Genomic DNA, 19237 nt, shown 5'->3' with positions numbered 1-19237 from the left:
GGGCTGAGAAACAGCTTTGACTCTACTATAAGATCCGGTTAGCACCGTTATATTTCGGTCCCCAATATGAACTTCCGAGGCTGTCCACTTTGACTCCGCTGCTGGCTGCAGAAATAAACTGATTATTTCCAATATAAATGCCAACATGCGATGTTGAAACCTTATTCGTAATAAAGAATACGAGATCTCCAGGCTGAAGATCGCTTTTAGCTACAGGCGTTCCTACATTCTTATGCATTCCAAGAGAACTATGCGGCAAGGAGATCCCCTGCTTATCAAATACATACTGAACGAACCCTGAGCAGTCGAATCCGGACGGAGAGGTTCCTCCCCACACATATTTCGTTCCCAAATACTGCTTGGCAACAGAGATGACCTCGGCTCCCTTGGATGCTTCCGGCTCAGGTGCAATATAGGCCGGCTTGTAGCTGCCACCATCGGTATTGATCATGGCAATCTGATTGGCTGCATTCCAGGACACTTCATGTCCAAAGGCCTCCGATACAAACCGAACCGGCACGTAAGTCACTCCGTTTACAATTCGCATCATCGTATCCATCTTTACCTTGTCAGATCCGATCTGTGCATAGCTGGAGCCCGCGTGCAAGACGGCTTTCCAATCGCCTTTGACAATGGTCACTTTCGTCAGCTCTTGACTCTTCTCAAAATGAACCTCGGCTCCTAGATCCTCCGCAACCATTCGAATCGGAACCTGGGTGAAGCCCTGATCATCAACGAAAGGTCCCACTCCCGTAAATGAAACCAATGCGTCGTTGATTTGTACCTGTATAGATGACATTGCAGCATGTGTTGTGTTAGGTAATAGTGACATACTGGTTACAGCAATCGTTCCTGCAACCATCACTTGCTTGAACCACTTATTCATCGTTTTAAAAAATCCTCCCCCGTAGCTTCCAGGCAGCTCCAGCAGTAAATGATGGAGTCCCTGTACCATACGTGCTGTATGTATGGTTCCAGCTCTTTTTAACCAAGTCTACCCACTTAAAGTAACATACGGGGATTAGGTGTGCAGATTTCAAATGTGTCTAAATAGTGAATTAATGAATGTTTTGTAACCTTTATGATTCATTTTGATACTATTTTGAAACAACTGGAAATTCATTGGATAAGTTTGGAGATAGACAGCCCTTGACTTGGCAGAACCCAGGAATTAAAATATTGACCAAACCTTCTTTAAGGAGAGATTTTAATGTTGGTGAATGTTCTTAACTAACCCAATTTCATATGCTCTGATGAATTAACATGGCGCTTGTGCCCTTTGGGACAGGCTGTATTTGTTTTTCCATTCTGATGAGCTGTGCAATGTAGTTAAGAACAACGGAAACCCATTGAAGCCAGGAAGGTGTGTTTTAATCTGGCAGATTGTCCATCCGTGCTGCTTAGCAGTGCGGATTTTTTGTACCCCCTGCTCCTTCTTCAGGAGCGGAGTCAACGGACAGCTGCTGATTGGAATCCTTAACCGAGAGGGCAGAAAATGAACCTTTGTTCATTTCTCTGCCCTTTTTTTGTTGTCTAAATATCGGTTAAGACTAGCTCAATGATTAAATTAAGGAGGATCTATGATGACAATCACCACCAATCAAGCCCTGCAATACGAACAGATGAAGGAAGAAGTTCTGCGTTACGCTCAATCTTATCGCGGTGCACAATATGTAACGGCAATGTCACCCCAGCAAAACCTTCGGGCAGCAAAGAATGTCATGGAGGAAACCGAAGAAGCCGCTGCTCTGCTCAAGTCCGGGGCCAGCGTACCGCTGCCGGCTATGGAAGGAATGGAACAGATTTTACAGCTGCTAGGCACAGGATACATTTTGCAAGAAGGAGACTGGATGCAGCTGCAGCAGTTTCTCAGAAGCGTCAAGCAGCTGCTTCGGTACATGGAGACAAAGCGCGGAATTGCGCCGGTGATCAGCTCCTATGCCGCATCCATGTCGGAGCTGCCTGGGCTGCTCATGGAAATTGAGCGATGTATTTATGCCGGACGTATCCAGGATCACGCCAGCAAGGAGCTGTCCAAGATTCGTAAAAAGCTTCTGCTTACCGAAGATAAACTAAAGCGAAAGCTCAGTTCTCTCTTACTTAAGCACCGGGAGCTCCTCCAGGAAAGCCTCGTCAGTCAAAGAAATGGTAAATACGTCATTCCGGTCAAAAAAGAGCATCGCCGCCTGATCCCGGGTGTCGTTATGGATGAATCAGCCAGCGGACAGACCGTGTACATCGAGCCGGCCGATGCCGCGGCGCTCAGCGGGGAGCTTAGCTTGCTGCAAGCGGATGAAGCTAGAGAGGAAAATATAATATTAAGTCTATTGACCGCCAAAGCAGAAGCGCATCTGACGGAGCTGGCTCACAATGCAGAGGCGGTCGGACAATACGATTATATCCTGGCCCGCGGTAAATACGGATTGTCAATCGGAGGTCAACCCGTAAAGCTAAATGATGAGGGCGTGATCTCCTTACGCCAAGTTCGTCACCCCTTGCTTCATAACAGTATGATTCCGTTAGATGTTGAAATGGGTGGCACCTGCCGCGCTCTCATCATTACCGGACCCAATACCGGCGGCAAGACGATGACACTCAAAACGGTCGGCCTCGTCACATTAATGGCTCAATCCGGTTTATTCATCCCTGCTGATGAAGGCAGTATGTGCAGTATATTTCGTGAAATTTTTGTAGACATTGGAGACGGACAGAGCCTGGAGCATGCACTGAGCACCTTTTCTGCCCATTTGGCACAGATGAAGCGGATCCTCGACTCGGCAGATCATCGTTCTTTGATTCTGCTAGATGAAATGGCTTCCGGAACCGATCCTGGAGAAGGCATCGGGTTGTCCATCGCGATATTAGAAGAGCTTCATCGACGACGCTGTATTATTATGGCGACTACTCATTTTAATGAGCTTAAGCATTTTGCCGCAAATACGCACGGCTTTCAGAACGCACGAATGGAATTTGATCTCCATACACTCGCTCCAACGTACAGGCTGCGCATTGGCGAAGCCGGAGAAAGCTATGCACTAATCATAGCGGCCCGGCTTGGCATCTCGAAGGACATTATTACCAGATCGCTTGAACTTCGCAGCAGCCATCAGGTACATCCTATCGGTACGCCATCATCTGAAGACGGCCGTGAAGAAGAGATCGTGGAAGCCGAAAGTGATGCTGAGCCTCCGTCTTCTTCTGAAGAGCCCCAGGAGGATGCTCCTGCTTTAAAAGTACAGAAAAGCAGGTCTCCATTTCAGGTCGGCGATGCGGTATGGATCTCATATCTGAATGCGATTGGCATTGTTTATGCTGTGGAGGATAAGCGGGGCAGGGTTGGAGTCCAGGTTCGGGACTCGAAACTAAGAATCAATCACAAACGGCTAAAGCTGCATATTGAGGCAGCCGAGCTCTATCCGGAGCAGTATGACATGAGCATTGTGTTTGACAGCAAGGAGAATCGAAAGAAGCGCAGGCTGCTGCAGCGCAAGCATGTCGAGGGCTTAAGTATCGAGATGAAGCCGGATGAAGGATGAGCCATCACTTACTCTTGGATGGATTGCCGATTCTATTGGAGCGTAATGAAGGATTAGCATCCTTTTCACAAATTGTTGTACAATATAGACTAAATGACTTGTTGAAGGATGGTATTTACATGATGTATGTAGCAAATGACTGGAAAGACTATGAAGTAATTGACACCGGTGGCGGTGAGAAGCTGGAGCGCTGGGGAGAGGTTCTGCTGCGCCGCCCGGATCCGCAAATTATCTGGCCCCTGCAGCAGGACACCGGTCTGTGGAGAAACGTTCACGGACATTACCACCGCAGCTCCTCCGGCGGCGGCAGCTGGGAAATGAAAAAAGCGATTCCCGAACGCTGGACCATTCAATATGATCGACTCAAATTTCATATCAAGCCGACGAGCTTTAAGCATACCGGGCTATTTCCAGAGCAGGCCGCCAATTGGCGCTGGATGATGGATAAGATTGCCGGTGCCAATCGTCCGATTCGGGTGCTGAACCTGTTTGCCTATACAGGCGGTGCGACCGTAGCTGCTGCTTCTGCCGGTGCCGAGGTTGTGCATGTGGACGCTGCCAAGGGAATGGTGCAGTGGGCCAAGGAGAATGCCGCCCTCTCCGGCCTCGCTGCTTCGCCAATCCGCTATATTACAGATGACGTCTTCAAATTCGTACAGCGGGAGAAGCGTCGCGGCAATCAATATGACGCGATTATTATGGACCCTCCTTCCTATGGACGAGGACCTAGCGGCGAAACGTGGAAGCTCGAAGAAAGCTTATATCCTTTTCTTGCAAGCTGCATGGATATTGTGTCAGATCAGCCGCTGTTCATGCTTATTAATTCCTATACGACCGGGATCTCTCCAACCGTACTGCGAAATATGCTGTCGATGACCATGCAGCATAAATATGGCGGAACCATCAGTGCCGGAGAAATTGGACTGCCAATTACCCATTCCGGGCTGAACCTGCCGTGCGGAATATTGGGTCGTTGGGAGTCCTGAGGATGAGCACATCCCGTTTGCAAGGCTCTGACATTCCCGTTCTGTACGAAGACAACCATCTGCTGGGTGTCATCAAGCCGGTAAACATACCGTCGCAAGAGGATGCCTCCGGTGATCCCGATATGCTCACTTTGCTCAAAGAGGATCTCAAAGAGCGCTACAACAAGCCTGGCAATGTCTACCTTGGCCTGGTCCATCGTCTCGACCGCCCCGTGGGAGGTGCGATGGTGTTCGCAAAGACGTCTAAAGCAGCGTCGCGGCTGTCGGATGCAGTGCGCAGCCGCAGCTTCAAGAAGCTGTATGCCGCTGTGGTGCACGGTACCCTGCACCGTCCTTCGGGACGCCTGCAGGATGCACTCAGCAAGGACAGCCGCACCAACACCGTTACCGTGGTTCCGAAGGGAACGGAAGGGGCCAAGGAGGCGGTGCTGGATTACAAAGTACTTGCAGAGCAGGATGGCTTCAGCCTGCTTCTCATAGAACTGCATACCGGCCGTCCCCACCAGATCCGGGTCCAGCTCAGTCATCTCGGCCATCCCTTGTACGGAGACCAGAAATACGGCAGCCGGCAGAACAAGCCGGGACAGCAGCTAGCGCTCTGGTCCCTGCTGGTCAGCTTGTCTCATCCCGTCAGTAAAGAGCAGGTGCAGCTCCGCTCTAATCCACCCGGAACTTACCCCTGGAGCCTGTATCCGGAGAGTTTGGTTTCCTCCGCAGTAGATCAGCATTGCAGCACATCATAAACGTACGGCTGGAGCCTGAGATGATCAGGCTCCTTTTTGCTGCTGCTAAGCATGTCATTTCAGCGGGAGAACCCTCCGCTAGCCAACTTCGCGGGGCATTGTGCCCACCTTGCCTAGCAGATATACCAGCAGCTGCTGATTATGGGAAGAGATGCGATTAAGCATCTGATTTAAATATTCATTTCTGACCTGAATACCGCGCTGCATCTCCTGACGTCCGATGGTCGAAATGCTGACCCACACAATGCGGCGATCTCTCTCATCCCGCTCCCGAATAATGAGTCGGTTCTTCTCCATGCGATCCAGCAGCATGGTGACCGCAGCTGGACTTGTAGCCAGATAAGGGATGAAGTCCGAGGGCTTCATTCGCCTCCGCTCCTCCAATACCTCCAGCACAGTCAGCTGTGCCTCCGTGAGCGATGGAGCCAAGCCCTGCTCCATATGCAGCTTATAGTCTTTAGCGATCCTGGACCATACCTTGGCAAATTCATGAGAATGCATGGTTAAACCTTCCCCTTTCTAGTTTGTGATGTGTTCCCCGGATCCTCAACGATGAAGCACCCGGCAGCCCTTTTTCCGGTAGTTTATAGCGTTAAGTTTCGTCTCACAGGAAGCTTATTCCTGCCGAAAATGATAAAAAATAAAACTTCCAAGGAAGCGACAAATGCCGTCAGCCTCATCCCGACAAGGTGCTTCAGACATGCCCTGGTTTCGACATATTCATGACACTGCACGGCTTGCACATAAAAAAGCATCCGCTCCCCAAGGTCCGGGAAACGGATGCTAAAGCATACTTTCATATTACATGCCTGGCGTTTTAAATACAGGCTGCTGAATGATGTCCTTCAGCTCGCCTTTGCGGCCGACATCCGCCAGCAGCTTGCCAATGGATTTCCGATCTCCAATGGGTGCCTGCTCGGTACTGAAATGATACAAGCTGTTGTCCTGGGCATATGCAGTCAAGGACAACGGCTCTTTACAGTAATAAGCGCCAATGAGCCGGCTTCCGTTCGGTTTTACTCTCTTGCCCTCCTTGAATTCAAAGGTCACAATGCCTTTGCCTCCCCGACTCTGGGCAAGATAATCAGCCAGCAGCGAGCGTTTGCCATAGCCCAGATCACTAATCACGAAAATTTCACCCTCATCCTCAGTAACCCATAGAGCGGCGATAACCTGATCATCTTCACGAAGCTGGATGCCTTTAACGCCCCCCGATACACGTCCCATCGGGTTCACCTCGGATTCCTGAAAGCGAATGCTCATGCCGGCAGCTGTAATCAGGACCAGATCCTGATTACCCTGGCTCATGCTGACGGAAATGACCTTGTCCTCTGCTCCCAGCTTGACGGCTGCTACGGCACCAGAGCGTTTGGTCTCATAATCCTTAAGCTCCGAACGCTTAACTTGACCCTTCGCGGTGACGAAGACGAGGCTCTGACGGGCCTCTTCAAAGCTGGAAATCGGAATAACCGATACAATCTGATCCTCTTTTGCCAGCTGAATGACGTTGACGATGGCGGTCCCGGCTTCCTTCCACTTGTACTCGGGAATCTGATGCACCGGCAAGACAAAGTATTGACCCCGCTGCGTAAATATAAGCAGATTCTGAAGGGTATTCACCTCCAGCACGCGGGTGATGTAATCGCCCTCTTTCACGCCGGAGCTGTCCAGCTCACCGCCAGAGCGGGTGAAGGACATACGGCTTGTCCGCTTGACGTAGCCATCCTTGGACAGCGTAACCAGCACATCCTCTGCCGCGACCATGACCTCCAGGTTTACCTTGATCTCTTCAACCTCTTCTTGAATTTTGGCACGACGCTCGATTCCGTACTTCTCGCGAATCTCCATCAATTCCTTGCGAATGACCTGGATCAGCTTCTTATCACTGTTCAGAATTCCGCGGAGCGTGTCAATCTTCTTCTCGAGCTCATCAAGCTCCTTCTGCAGCGAGTGTATTTCCAGATTCGTCAATCGGTACAGCTGCAGCGTTAGAATGGAATCCGCCTGACGCTCGGTGAAGCCGAACATCCACTGCAGATTGTTCTGTGCATCCTGACGATTCTTCGAAGCCTTGATCGCTGCAATGACCTCATCCAGAATGTTCAGTGCCTTGACCAGACCCTCCAGTACATGAGAGCGGTCCTCGGCCTTTTCCAGCTCGAATTGAGTCCGGTGTGTGACGACCTCGCGCTGATGATCAATATAAGCCTGCAGCATGTCTTTCAAACCAAGCTGCTGCGGAGCTTTGTTCACAATGGCGACCATGTTGAAATTGTAATTGACCTGCAGATCTGTTTTCTTCAGCAAATAGGCAAGGATTCCGTTCGCATCGGCATCCTTTTTCAGCTCGACAACAATACGCAGGCCTTCCCGGCCGCTCTCATCACGAACCTCGGCGATCCCCTCAACCTTTTTCTCCAGACGGATGTTCTCCATTGCAGTGACGAGTCTTGCTTTTACAACCTGAAATGGGATCTCCTTAATTACAATCTGCTGCTTCCCGCCGCGAAGTGATTCAATCTCGGTAAGGGAACGAAGATATACCCGGCCTTTCCCGGTCTGGTATGCGTCCTCAATGCCCGATTGTCCCATGATAATTCCGCCTGTCGGGAAATCCGGTCCTTTAATAAAGGTCATAATCTCGCTCAGCTCAATCTCCGGCTTCTGCATCAAGGCAATACAAGCATCGATGACCTCCCGCAGATTATGCGGCGGAATCTCTGTCGCGAAGCCGGCGGAAATGCCGCTGGTTCCGTTGACCAGCAAATTCGGGTACCGCGAAGGAAGCACGACAGGCTCCTTGGCAGTGTTATCGAAGTTGTCCTTAAACAGCACCGTACGCTTCTCAATATCCCGCAGCAGCTCCATGGCAATCGGAGACAGGCGGGCTTCCGTGTAACGCATGGCAGCCGCAGGATCATCATCCTGAGAGCCCCAGTTGCCGTGACCGTCGACAAGCACATGCCCCATCTTCCAGGGCTGCGCCATCCGCACCATCCCCTCATAAATCGAGGAATCCCCGTGAGGATGATAATTACCCATAACGTCCCCAACCGTCTTGGCGGATTTACGATATGGCTTGTCCGGCGTGTTGCCGGAATCGTACATGGCGTAAAGAATCCGGCGCTGCACGGGCTTTAGGCCGTCACGAACATCGGGAATGGCACGATCCTGAATTATATATTTGGAATACCGGCCGAAGCGGTCGCCGACGACCTCTTCCAGAAATGCCGGCAAAAACTGTTCTGATAAACTCATGGCTTCACCTTCTATTCCTCAAACTCTGCGAAGTTGACATTATCCACGATCCAGCGCTTACGCGGGTCAACCTTATCGCCCATCAGCGTGGATACCCGGCGCTCCGCCTTGGCAGCATCCTCAATCTGAACCTGCAGCAGCGTTCTGGATTCCGGATTCATGGTCGTTTCCCACAGCTGCTCCGGATTCATTTCCCCAAGACCCTTGTACCGCTGAAGCTCGTAGGTCTTGAACTGCTTTAAATAGTTTGCGAGCTGGGCTTCATTCCATGCATATCTTACCGTTTCCAGCTTGCCGGATTTGCTCGAAATCTTGTAAAGCGGCGGCTGGGCAATATAGACGCGCCCGGCGTCAATCAGCGGCTTCATGTAGCGATAAAAGAAGGTCAGCAGCAGCACCTGGATGTGGGCGCCGTCCGTGTCCGCATCAGTCATGATAATAATTTTGGAATAATTGCTGTCGCCTGCCGAGAATTCATTGCCGATCCCGGCGCCGATCGCTGCAACAATAGCACGGTATTCTTCATTCTTCAGAATGTCTGCAAGCTTGGATTTCTCCGGGTTCATCGGTTTGCCCTTGAGCGGTAGAATCGCCTGCAGCTTGGAGTCCCGTCCCTGCTTCGCCGAACCGCCCGCGGAATCGCCTTCGACAATAAACAGCTCTGTCTTGGTGAAGTCCTTGGACTGGGCAGGAGAAAGCTTGCCGCCCAGATTGGAGCTTTCGCTGCGCTTCTTCCCGGTACGCATTTCGTCTCTGGCCTTCCGAGCCGCCTCCCGGGCTTTAGACGCCTGTATGGCTTTCTTCAGGAGGGTCTGGGCAATCTGCGGATTCTCTTCCAGGAAGATCTGCATTTTGTCAGTGACAATGCTCTCTACCGCACTCCGGGCAGAAGCACTTCCCAGCTGATCCTTCGTTTGTCCAACGAACTCGACCTCGGACATTTTGACGCTAATAATCGCCATCATGCCTTCACGCAGGTCGCCGCCCTCCAGATTCTTATCCTTCTCCTTCAAGAGCTGGTTCTTGCGGGCGTACTCGTTCATGGCCCGGGTATACGCAGTCTTGAAGCCGGTCTCATGCGTGCCTCCGCCCCGGGTCGGGATTGAGTTTACGAAAGATGCCAGCGTCTCGGTATAGCCGGCGTTATATTGCATCGCAATTTCGACCTCGATGTCTTCTTTCTCCGCAGAGAAATGAATGACATCATGCAGTACATCCTTCCCTTCGTTCAGGAAAGCGACAAACTGGCTTGCCCCGCCTTCGTAAAAAAATTCATCCTGATTCCCGCTGCGCTCATCCTTCAGCACAATTCGCAGTCCGGAGTTCAGGAAGGCAATTTCCTGCAGACGTTCAGCCAGCGTGTCATAGTTCAAATGGATGCCCGAAGCAAAGACCCGGGCGTCCGGCTTAAAGGTTACCTTGGTTCCGGTCTTATTCGTATTGCCCGTCACTTCAAGGCCGGTCACCGGCTCGCCTACATGCTCACGGCCCTTCTTGTCCTGCCAGTATTCAAAACGCTGACGATGAATTTTGCCGTCACGGAAAATCTCGACCTCCAGCCATTCTGACAGCGCATTCGTTACGGAAGCACCGACACCATGAAGACCCCCGGACTTCTTGTATCCGCCGCCGCCGAATTTGCCGCCGGCATGCAGGATCGTAAACACGACCTGTGGTGTCGGGATCCCGGTCTTGTGCATTCCGGTTGGAATGCCCCTGCCATTGTCTATGACGGTAATGGACTGGTCCTTGTGCAATTGGATTTCAATTCTCGTGCAGTACTTCGCCAGGTGCTCATCGACTGCATTATCCACGATTTCCCATACGAGATGGTGCAGTCCGGATGAACTTGTGCTGCCTATGTACATGCCTGGCCGCTTGCGTACTGCAACGAGGCCTTCGAGCACTTGAATGTCGTCAGCATCGTATCCCGGGCGGCCCTGGCCGCTCTGTGATGACTCTGCAAACCCATCGATCTGTTCGACCATTCATGCTCCTCCTTCTTTTCTTCGCTTAACCTTGACACAATATAAGGTGGTTTGGCTTAAAATGCAAACAAATGTTTTTATACTTTGTACATTTTAATTCAAAATATCCCTTCTCGTAAAGACGGTGAATGAAATGATCACCGCGGCAAGACCCCAAACCGCCAGCACAGCCAGTGAAAAATTCAGTGTCATGCCCTCAATTGGAGGCAATCTGCCTTCCAGATATCCTGGAAGATTCAGGTTCACCATAAACAAATATTTGGCGCTTGTCCAGGCTGATGCCATATTCGTCAAAATTGTACCAGAGATCAGCGCAGCCATCATCACGACGATGCTGGCGGCTGTGCTCCGCACCAGCACAGAAACCATAAAGGCGAGTAAAGCGACACATACACTCACAAACCAGGTCAGGCCACCCTGCATTAGAATATATTGCCACTGTGGAATCGCATGTACGGAGGATAGATCTACCTCTGTACCTGTAATCTTAAAGCCGGTAAATACGGGCAGCTGCAGGCCTTTATAGCCGAAGGCAAGTCCGGATATGCCGTATGCAAGGATATAAGTGGCCAAAATGATGAGCGAGACGAACAATATAAGCGTGATCATCTTGCTGAGCAGAATCTTCCAGCGCTTGACCGGGCGGGTCAGCAGCATCTTGATCGTGCCTGTTGTTCGTTCTCCAGACACCAGATCTGAAGCGACAGCCATAATGAGCAGGGGAATAAACAGTGAAACCGCATTGTTCATAAATTCCCTCGTAAAGTTTACGCCTGTCGGCTGATTGGGATTTACATCCTGATCCAGATAGTACTGCATTTGCTGAATATAAATTTGCCGGTATTTTTTATATTCTTCGGGAATACGGTCACTTCCCAAGGAATTCTGATTATCAATAATGCTCTGCTGCAGCTCTAATCGCCAGTCGTCGTTAAATTTCCCTTTGTTTCGCTCTGCGGACTTGACCTGGGCATACGTGAACATGGGCACTAGGATCAGGATGACGAGAAGAATAACGTAAAAACGCTTTTTCTTGATGACCTTGATCGTCTCATTCTGGATCAGCGGCAGTATATTATTCAATGCTCTCACCCTCCGTCATCTGCAGGAACAGCTGTTCCAGTGTAGGATTGATCCGGCTGACACCGAACACCCCAATACCTGCTTCCATCAGCTTGCGAACCGCTAGAGGAGTCATGTCCTCCGACAGTATTGTGACCAGTGCCTTCTGTCCCATTCCAGCCAGGACAGAATCATCCAGCACCTCACCAGGCTTCTCGATAATTTCACAGCCCTCTACTGTGGACAAAATGGATTGAGCCTCCGCCTGGGAAGACACATGCCAGATCACATAGCCGGAGCTTCCCGCAATCAGCTCCTGAACTCCGCCTACAGCCAGCACGGAGCCCCGGCTAATAATGGCTACCCGGTCGCACAGCAGCTGGATTTCACTAAGAAGATGGCTTGATACAAACACCGCCAAGCCCTCCGCAGCCAAGCGATGAATGAACTGTCGCATTTCCTTGATGCCCTTGGGATCCAGGCCATTGGTTGGCTCATCCAGAATTAACAGCCTGGGCCGGCCTAGAAGTGCCTGGGCAATTCCCAAACGTTGACGCATGCCGAGGGAATAGGTGCGAACCTTGTCGTGAATCCGTTTATCCATTCCGACAATGTCAACAACCTCTGCGATCCGCGCCGCATCCACACCCGGCTGCATTCTTGCAAAGTGCTCCAGGTTCTCCCAGCCGGTCAAATAGCTGTACATCTCCGGATTTTCGACAATAGAGCCGACATATTGCAGCGCCTGCTCCTGCTGCGTGTTTACATTGTAGCCGCAAACCTTGATCACGCCTTCGGTCGGTTTAATCAAATCCACCAGCATGCGGATCGTTGTTGTTTTACCCGCACCGTTAGGACCCAGAAAACCAAACACCTCACCGGCGCGAATATCAAAGGTTACATCCTTGATAATCCATTTTCGCCCGATCTTTTTCTTGACATGATTCACAGACAGCACGATTTCATCTGACGCATGTTGCATACCTTGCAGCTCCTCCCGTGAGTTCAGTAGCTTGAATAAAAAAGTGTAAACAGGTCATCCTCTGCTATTGAAGGCCTTGCGCGATTCGATCTGCGATCTGCTGATAGCCTTCTCCATTGGGATGGAAATGGTCTCCGGACAGATACTGCTCCAGTTTACCTTGAAACAGATCAAAGGTCGGAATCAACATCGCATTGGCATCTTCATTAATAACCTGCTGGGCCGCATAATTCCAGGATGAAACAGCCATATTCCCAGGCAGCAGCAGCTCTTCAATATCTCCGAACGGATGATAAAGCCCCAGGTATAGAATGCGGGCGGTAGGATTGATTTCACGGATGGACTGAATAATCTGCTTCAGCCTTTCCGTTGCGGCAGGAATCTCCTGCACCAGCTGCTCCGGATCCAATGCAGCTTCCCCGCTTTGGGCTTGAGCATTATCCGTAAGTCCGCTGTTTTGAAACAGATCATTTCCGCCAATGGACAATAGAATCAGATCTGACTTCTCCAGCGCATATTGCATGCCCGAATCCTTCAGATTGGATAGCAATCCCTCCGTTGTCAGTCCGTTGATGGCCAAATTGTTTAACAGCTCACTCTGAACTCCGATCTCATTCAGTCTTGTGATGCTGCGCCGAACATAACCTTCTCCGCTATTGTCTCCCGTTCCTTTCGCTAGAGAATCTCCAAGCGCAGTGACCTTGACTCGTTCTGGCAGCGGAGGCAGCACGGAGGTCTTTTCTCCGTCTTTCTCACCTACAGGGAACTCTTCTGTTTCTGATGCGGAGCTCTCACTGGCCTCCTCCGCCTTCTCCCTTTCTGACGTCACCGGCTCGAAAGAATCAGCTGTCGGCTGATTAATATCCTGATACGCATAAATAAATCCGATGAGAAGCGTAATCGTCGCGGCGATCGAAATTGCTGCCGTCGTCCGCCATATCCATTTTGATGAGTTCAACTGTATCCCTCCGGCTGTTCATAGTCTTATCGTAGCAGTTCAAAAGGCGTTGATCCCTGCTGTATATGTACATAAACATAAAACTTCCCGTCGCATTTTGCAAATCGGCAAAAAGACAAAAAGCGGCTGTCCAAAAGATCTAGGGTCTTGCGGGATGATCTCGTTTGTTGTTGTGAGATGCTCCGCGCATATCCATTCCCCAAAACACAGGTAAGATAAAGAAACCGCCCTTTAGTAGAATGGAAGTGTCTAGCAACCATCTAAAAAGGAGCGGTCTCATTTGTACAATCAATAATAAAGACGTGGCAGTGCTGGGATCACCTCCCTGGCTCCACCACGTCTTTATTTTTTTGCTTCAGATCTCACTCAAGTGAGCTGTATCGTTAAACAAAAATCTACTTTTGAGACCGCCGCATTCTATAAATAGTGAGCCTAAAGCCTTAGACTCCTCCGGCCTTGAGGGGAAGGCCGGACGTCTGCTTTACTGGCTAATAAATTCCTGAACCCAATGTCCGTTGTAATAGCCGACACCGATCATCGTAAAATTCGGAGACAGGATGTTCTTGCGATGACCTTCGCTGTTCATCCACGCCTTCATCACTTCCTCCGGTGTCCGTTGACCTTTGGCGATATTCTCACCGGCGTATCTGTAAGAAATTCCGTAAGCCTTCATCATATCAAATGGAGAGCCGTAGGTCGGAGATGTATGAGCAAAGTAATTGTTGCTGCTCATATCCTTTGCTTTATCTAGAGCCATAGCAGCAAGCTCCTGGTGAACAGTCAAAGACTTCAGTCCTGCCTTGGTGCGCTCCTGATTGACCAGCTCAACCACTTTGGCTTCCATAGCTGCCTGTTCGGTAGTTACGGGCGCTGCTGGCTGCTGCTTGGGCACTTCAGGCTGGCTTGGGGCTGGAGATGCGGGCTCACTAGGCTTGGTCGCTTCAGGCTGGCTCGGGGCTGGAGCGGGTTGCTGGGTTACACGCTCGCCAGGCACAAGCCATTTAAAGCTTCCATAGCCCTGACTTTTTAAATATTGCTCGATTTGCTGCTTCAGTCCTGCATAGCGATCTGTCGAGGAAGCGGCAGAGGCCGAGGACGGAAAGAGCAGTCCGACGGACAACACTGCAGCCAGGCTTCCTGCCGCTGCTTTTTTCATCATATGTTTGCGCATAAGGTTCAATCTCTCCTTTGAGCTTTTTAATTTGGTTACAATTTTGTCACCAATATGTAATCATTGTAGCATGATTTAACCAATCCGCCATCCTGCAAAAGTTGGAAAGTGATGCTTCAACTGCTCTCGGAGTATAAAGAAAAACCCGGCTCCACTTAGGAGCCGGGCAAAGGAAGGGTAGGGCTACAGCTTTTTGGTGAACTGATAGCCGTTCTTTTCAAAGCCAATATGTTCGAAAAATGCATGTGCCGGGGCTAAGCCTTCCCGGTTGCCGCTTGTAAGAAACAAGAGGTTGCTTCCGTGCTGTCTTCCCCAGTTCTCTCCCCCGCGAACCAATCGTTTGCCGATTCCTTGGCCGCGGCAGTTTGAGGTTACGAACAGCGACGTAATTTGAGTGATTCTCTCCGTCATCGTGTAGGACTTGACCTGCCGAAGCATAATCATGCCTACTACCTTCCCATTCTGTTCTGCAATCAGATTGCAGTGGGACGAATTGCACGACATATTCTCCATCTGCTCCCGAATGACACTTTGTGTCGTCGGATAGGACAACTCGCGCATCAGGGACGTGACGGATTCCAGATCTCTGCTCTCATACGTTCGAATCAGCAGTGCAGGCGCAGACATAACGCTTTCCATGCTCATTTACCCTCAAGCTTCCCTTCTACTATGATATCAACTCTCCACTCTCTTATTTTCTTTCTTTCTCAGAGAGATTTCAAGTCCATATCGACAATTTTCCCCATATTGCCACAGGTTTCTTCTGCCGAAACTTACAGAAATTTGTACTGGGCCTCAATTAACCCATAATAAATTCCTTGCTGGGTCATCAGCTCGTGATGATTGCCCTCCTCCATAATGCGTCCATGATCCAGCACTACGATATGGTCAGCGTGGCGAATGGTCGAGAGCCGGTGAGCTACGATAAATGAGGTTCGCCCCTTCAGCAGCAGCTTCAGCGCCTCCTGAATTTTCAGCTCAGTCTCGGTATCTATGGAAGCCGTAGCTTCATCCAAAATAAGAATACGAGGATCCGCCAGCAGAGCCCGGGCAAAGGACAGCAGCTGTCTTTGGCCCATAGAGAGCATGTTACCGCGCTCCTCGACCTCGGTTTCATAGCCGCCTGGCATGCTGACGATAAAGTCATGGGCGCCGACAGCTTTGGCCACCTGCTCAATCTCCTCATCGGTCGCATCCAGACGCCCAAAACGAATATTGTCCCGAATGGTACCCGAGAAGATGAAGGTATCCTGGAGCACGATTCCGATCTGGCTTCGCAGACTGTCTACCGTAACTTTTCGGATATCATACCCGTCAATCGTAATCGTTCCGCTAGTAATATCATAGAAACGGCTGAGCAGATTGATGATGGTGCTTTTACCTGAGCCGGTGTGCCCGACAAGCGCGATGGACTGGCCTGCTTTCACATCCAAGTTAATGCCCTTGAGCGCTTGGCGCCCCGGTTCATATTCAAATACGACATCTCTCAGCTGAATGTTACCCTGAATCGCTGGAATCTTCTTTGCCGCTTCGGCATCGGCAATGTTCGGCTTCTCATCAATAAACTCGAAAATGCGCTCCGAGGATGCCATGGCTACAAGCAGCTGATTATACATCATGCCCAGCCGGTTAATCGGCTCCCAGAAGTTGCCGACATAGTTCGAGAAGGCAATCAGCAGGCCGATGGTCAGCTCGTTGCTCTCAATCAAAGACGCGCCAAGCCAGAACAGAATTAATGTCCCGACACCGCCGGTAATTTCGATCATCGGTCCGAAGGCCTGGTTCATGGCTGAAGCTTTATCCCAGGATTTTTTGCTGTCCATGTTCATGGCATCAAAGAACTTCATGTTTTCTTCTTCTTGAGTGTATGCCTGCGTGACACGAATGCCCTGTATGGATTCATTCAAGTGCGAGTTGATCCGGGAGTTCTTTGCACGAACCTCCTGCCAGGCGCGACGAATGCGAACCCGCAGTGCGGTCGAAATCAAGAACATGATCGGAACGGTCACAATGACGGCCAGACCCAGCTTGAAGTTAATGGCCAGCAGGATGATCACAATCCCGAAGAGCTGGACACAGTCAATCATGAGGTTAACGACCCCGTTCGTAAACAAATCCTGAAGGGAGTTCACGTCATTCGTCACACGGACAAGCACAGACCCCGCCGGGCGTTTATCAAAGAAGTTAAACGACAGCTTCTGGATATGGCGGAACAAATCCGTCCGCAGATCGTAGATGACCCGCTGCCCGATAATATTCGTATACTTGATGCGGAAAATGCCGGTAATATATTGTACTACGAATAAGAGCAGAACGGCCGCAGCGATTTGATAAAGCAGGGTCAGGTTCGTGCTGCCTGTCTCGGCGCCTAATGCCTTATCTATAGCCATACCCGTTAAATAAGGCACCGTCAGCTTCGTCACCGTGCCAATCAGCATCAGGATGATGACTAACGGAATCATCTGCTTCGCATAAGGCCTCATATAGGAAGCCAAACGAGCCAGCTGCTTCCAGTTAAACGGCTTCTCAATCGCTTCATCATCCTGATACACAAAGCGTTCATTCAAGGTTTCTTTCGCCCCTGCTCCACTCGCGGAGGGCTCAGGCCGCCTCTTGCTCTTTAATCCTGCGCTCATGACTGCACCTGCCCTTCCACAGTTCCCCCCGAGCGTCTGGCGATCAGGTCGGCATATTGAATCTGATAGACATCCCGGTAAGGGCCGTCGAGCTCGATTAGCTCATCATGCTTGCCGCGCTGTACGATCACCCCTTCATCCAGAACGAGAATTTCATCAGCATGACGCAGTGAGGAAATCCGATGCGCGATAATAAAGGTCGTTCTCCCGTTCATAACCTCCTGGAACCCCGACTGAATCTCATGCTCGGTTTCCATATCGACGGCACTGGTGGCATCGTCGAGGATGAGTATTTTAGGGTCCTTCAGCAAAGCCCGCGCAATGGCGATCCGCTGCTTCTGACCTCCGGAGAGGCCCATTCCGCGCTCCCCGACCACGGTATCGTAGCCATGCTCCATCTCCATGATGAAATCATGCGCCTTCGCCAGCTTGGCTGCACGAATAATGTCTTCCATGCTTACATTTTTCATGCCGTAGGCGATATTATTGCGAATGCTGGAGGAGAACAGGAACGTCTCCTGAAATACGGTCGCGATCTGGCTGCGAAGGCTGCGGACTTTAATGTCCTTCACGTTCACTCCATCGAGCGTAATGCTGCCGGAGTTCACGTTATAAGCATGCATCAGCAGCTGAATGATCGTTGATTTACCGGAGCCGGTTCCCCCTAGCAAGCCGATAACAGATCCTGGTTTGGCATGAAGCTGAATATCTTTAACTGCCGCCATTTTGTTTCCATAAGCAAAGGTCACGCTGTCAAACACGACATGCCCCTTGACCTCATCGGGCTTCAGTGTTATGGCATCTTCACTGTCCTCAACATCGACCGGCTGATGGAGCAGCTCCAGCACCCGCTCTCCGGAGGCTTTGGATTGAGTGTAGTTGTTAATATGAAATCCAATGCCCCAAAGCGGTCCGATGATGTACCAGATCAGACTGAAAAAGGCAACCAGCTGTCCCAACGTCAGCTCCTGATTAATGACCATACGTCCACCGAACAGCAGCAACAGCACGACACTGATGTTGGCAAAGAGCTCCATTAAAGGAAAGAAACGCGCCCACAGCGCGGACGCAAAAATCTGATTGCTTTTATAACGTTCATTACGCCCTGAAAATTTAACGACCTCATGCGGCTCCCGGGCAAAGGACTTGACGGTCCGCACACCGGTAATGTTCTCCTGCACGGCCGTCGTCAGCGAGCTCAGCGCCAGGCGCATTTCCTGAAAGGCCGGATGAATCTTGGATTCAAACCGCAGCGCTGTGACGACCAGGAATGGCATGCTGATCATGGTGAACAGTGTCAGCTTCCAGCTGATGGAGAACATCATGATGGAGCCGAAGGTGACCATCATGACCACATTCAGCAGCTGCGCAAAGCCAAATCCGATAAACATCCGAATCGCTTCCAGATCTCCCGTCAGGCGGGACATCAGGTCTCCGGTCCGCGCGGTATCATAGTACCGGAAGGACAGAAATTGAAGCTTTTCGTAACAGGCGTTCCGCATTTGATAAGCTAAGAAATTGCCGAGCCTTCCACCATAAAATCCGTGTAAAAATTGCAGAAATGCTTTGATCGTTACGACCCCTACGACCGTGAGTGCCAGCTGAGGCACCAAGCCGAAATTTTCCGGTCTGATCGCATCATCGATCAAACGCTGCAGCAGGTACGGGTATACCAGTCCGAGCGCGGTCGCCATCGCCAGACACAGTATGGAAAGAAAGAGATAGACTCGTTTCTCCCAAAAGAAGCCCTGCAGTTGCCTGAGAACATTCATCTTAATCCTCCCTAATCTCAATACGAACAGTTATGTAGCATTTATGAAGTTTATCACCGACTTCCAAAAGCGGCAAAGACAAAAAAAAGCGGAATTGGCGATGATCTGACCTTCTGAAAGCGTTTCGTGCAACTTATCGTTTCTT

General features: G+C 50.6%; 14 protein-coding genes. 3 read left to right on the top strand and 11 right to left on the bottom strand.

All coding sequences use genetic code 11. The features are described 5' to 3' along the window. Nucleotides 1-25: 25 nt before the first annotated feature. A complete protein-coding gene (locus E6C60_RS21305) occupies nucleotides 26-886 on the bottom strand; it encodes a C40 family peptidase (protein WP_233281186.1) in 861 nt (286 codons plus the stop codon). Between the two features lie 697 nt (nucleotides 887-1583). Here E6C60_RS21305 and E6C60_RS09525 point away from each other — a divergent pair. The 3 genes from E6C60_RS09525 (at nucleotide 1584) to E6C60_RS09515 (ending at nucleotide 5265) form a co-directional block, all read left to right on the top strand. Beyond that, complete coding sequence (locus E6C60_RS09525; RefSeq protein WP_138227716.1) at nucleotides 1584-3536, top strand: endonuclease MutS2; 1953 nt, start codon at nucleotides 1584-1586, stop codon at nucleotides 3534-3536. A 122-nt stretch (nucleotides 3537-3658) separates the two neighbouring features. Continuing rightward, on the top strand, nucleotides 3659-4522 hold the full coding sequence (locus tag E6C60_RS09520; protein WP_138227715.1) for a class I SAM-dependent methyltransferase: 864 nt from the start codon (nucleotides 3659-3661) through the stop codon (nucleotides 4520-4522). 2 nt (nucleotides 4523-4524) lie between these two features. After that, the gene (locus tag E6C60_RS09515) at nucleotides 4525-5265 is read left to right on the top strand and encodes an RluA family pseudouridine synthase (protein WP_138225641.1); all 741 of its coding nucleotides are present in this window, start codon (nucleotides 4525-4527) and stop codon (nucleotides 5263-5265) included. A gap of 78 nt (nucleotides 5266-5343) precedes the next feature. On the opposite strand, the gene E6C60_RS09510 is transcribed toward E6C60_RS09515, so the two are convergent. The 10 genes from E6C60_RS09510 to E6C60_RS09465 all read right to left on the bottom strand — a co-directional run bounded on the left by E6C60_RS09510 (nucleotide 5344) and on the right by E6C60_RS09465 (nucleotide 19092). Then, entirely contained in the window at nucleotides 5344-5766 is a 423-nt protein-coding gene (locus E6C60_RS09510) for a MarR family transcriptional regulator (RefSeq protein ID WP_138225640.1), read from the bottom strand. A gap of 300 nt (nucleotides 5767-6066) precedes the next feature. Beyond that, nucleotides 6067-8523: a DNA topoisomerase IV subunit A gene (gene parC / locus E6C60_RS09505; protein WP_138225639.1), complete on the bottom strand. Its 2457-nt coding sequence runs from the start codon at nucleotides 8521-8523 to the stop codon at nucleotides 6067-6069. Between the two features lie 11 nt (nucleotides 8524-8534). Next, entirely contained in the window at nucleotides 8535-10511 is a 1977-nt protein-coding gene (gene parE / locus E6C60_RS09500; RefSeq protein WP_138225638.1) for a DNA topoisomerase IV subunit B, read from the bottom strand. Between the two features lie 93 nt (nucleotides 10512-10604). Then, a complete protein-coding gene (locus tag E6C60_RS09495; protein WP_138225637.1) occupies nucleotides 10605-11594 on the bottom strand; it encodes an ABC transporter permease in 990 nt (329 codons plus the stop codon). Continuing rightward, a complete protein-coding gene (locus E6C60_RS09490; protein ID WP_138225636.1) occupies nucleotides 11587-12555 on the bottom strand; it encodes an ABC transporter ATP-binding protein in 969 nt (322 codons plus the stop codon). The genes E6C60_RS09495 and E6C60_RS09490 overlap by 8 nt, the downstream gene beginning before the upstream one ends. Before the next feature lie 64 nt (nucleotides 12556-12619). Then, nucleotides 12620-13513: a GDSL-type esterase/lipase family protein gene (locus tag E6C60_RS09485; RefSeq protein ID WP_138225635.1), complete on the bottom strand. Its 894-nt coding sequence runs from the start codon at nucleotides 13511-13513 to the stop codon at nucleotides 12620-12622. A gap of 481 nt (nucleotides 13514-13994) precedes the next feature. Continuing rightward, entirely contained in the window at nucleotides 13995-14684 is a 690-nt protein-coding gene (locus E6C60_RS09480; RefSeq protein WP_175415257.1) for a CAP domain-containing protein, read from the bottom strand. Between the two features lie 183 nt (nucleotides 14685-14867). Beyond that, a complete protein-coding gene (locus E6C60_RS09475; protein WP_138225634.1) occupies nucleotides 14868-15329 on the bottom strand; it encodes a GNAT family N-acetyltransferase in 462 nt (153 codons plus the stop codon). 128 nt (nucleotides 15330-15457) lie between these two features. Continuing rightward, a complete protein-coding gene (locus tag E6C60_RS09470) occupies nucleotides 15458-17320 on the bottom strand; it encodes an ABC transporter ATP-binding protein (protein WP_138225633.1) in 1863 nt (620 codons plus the stop codon). Beyond that, entirely contained in the window at nucleotides 17317-19092 is a 1776-nt protein-coding gene (locus E6C60_RS09465; protein WP_138225632.1) for an ABC transporter ATP-binding protein, read from the bottom strand. The genes E6C60_RS09470 and E6C60_RS09465 overlap by 4 nt, the downstream gene beginning before the upstream one ends. Between the last annotated feature and the right edge of the window lie 145 nt (nucleotides 19093-19237).

This window comes from Paenibacillus algicola (assembly GCF_005577435.1).
In the GTDB taxonomy this organism is placed as follows: domain Bacteria; phylum Bacillota; class Bacilli; order Paenibacillales; family Paenibacillaceae; genus Paenibacillus_AQ; species Paenibacillus_AQ algicola.
Note: the sequence above shows the minus strand (reverse complement) of the source record. Positions and strands in the feature narration are given on the sequence as shown.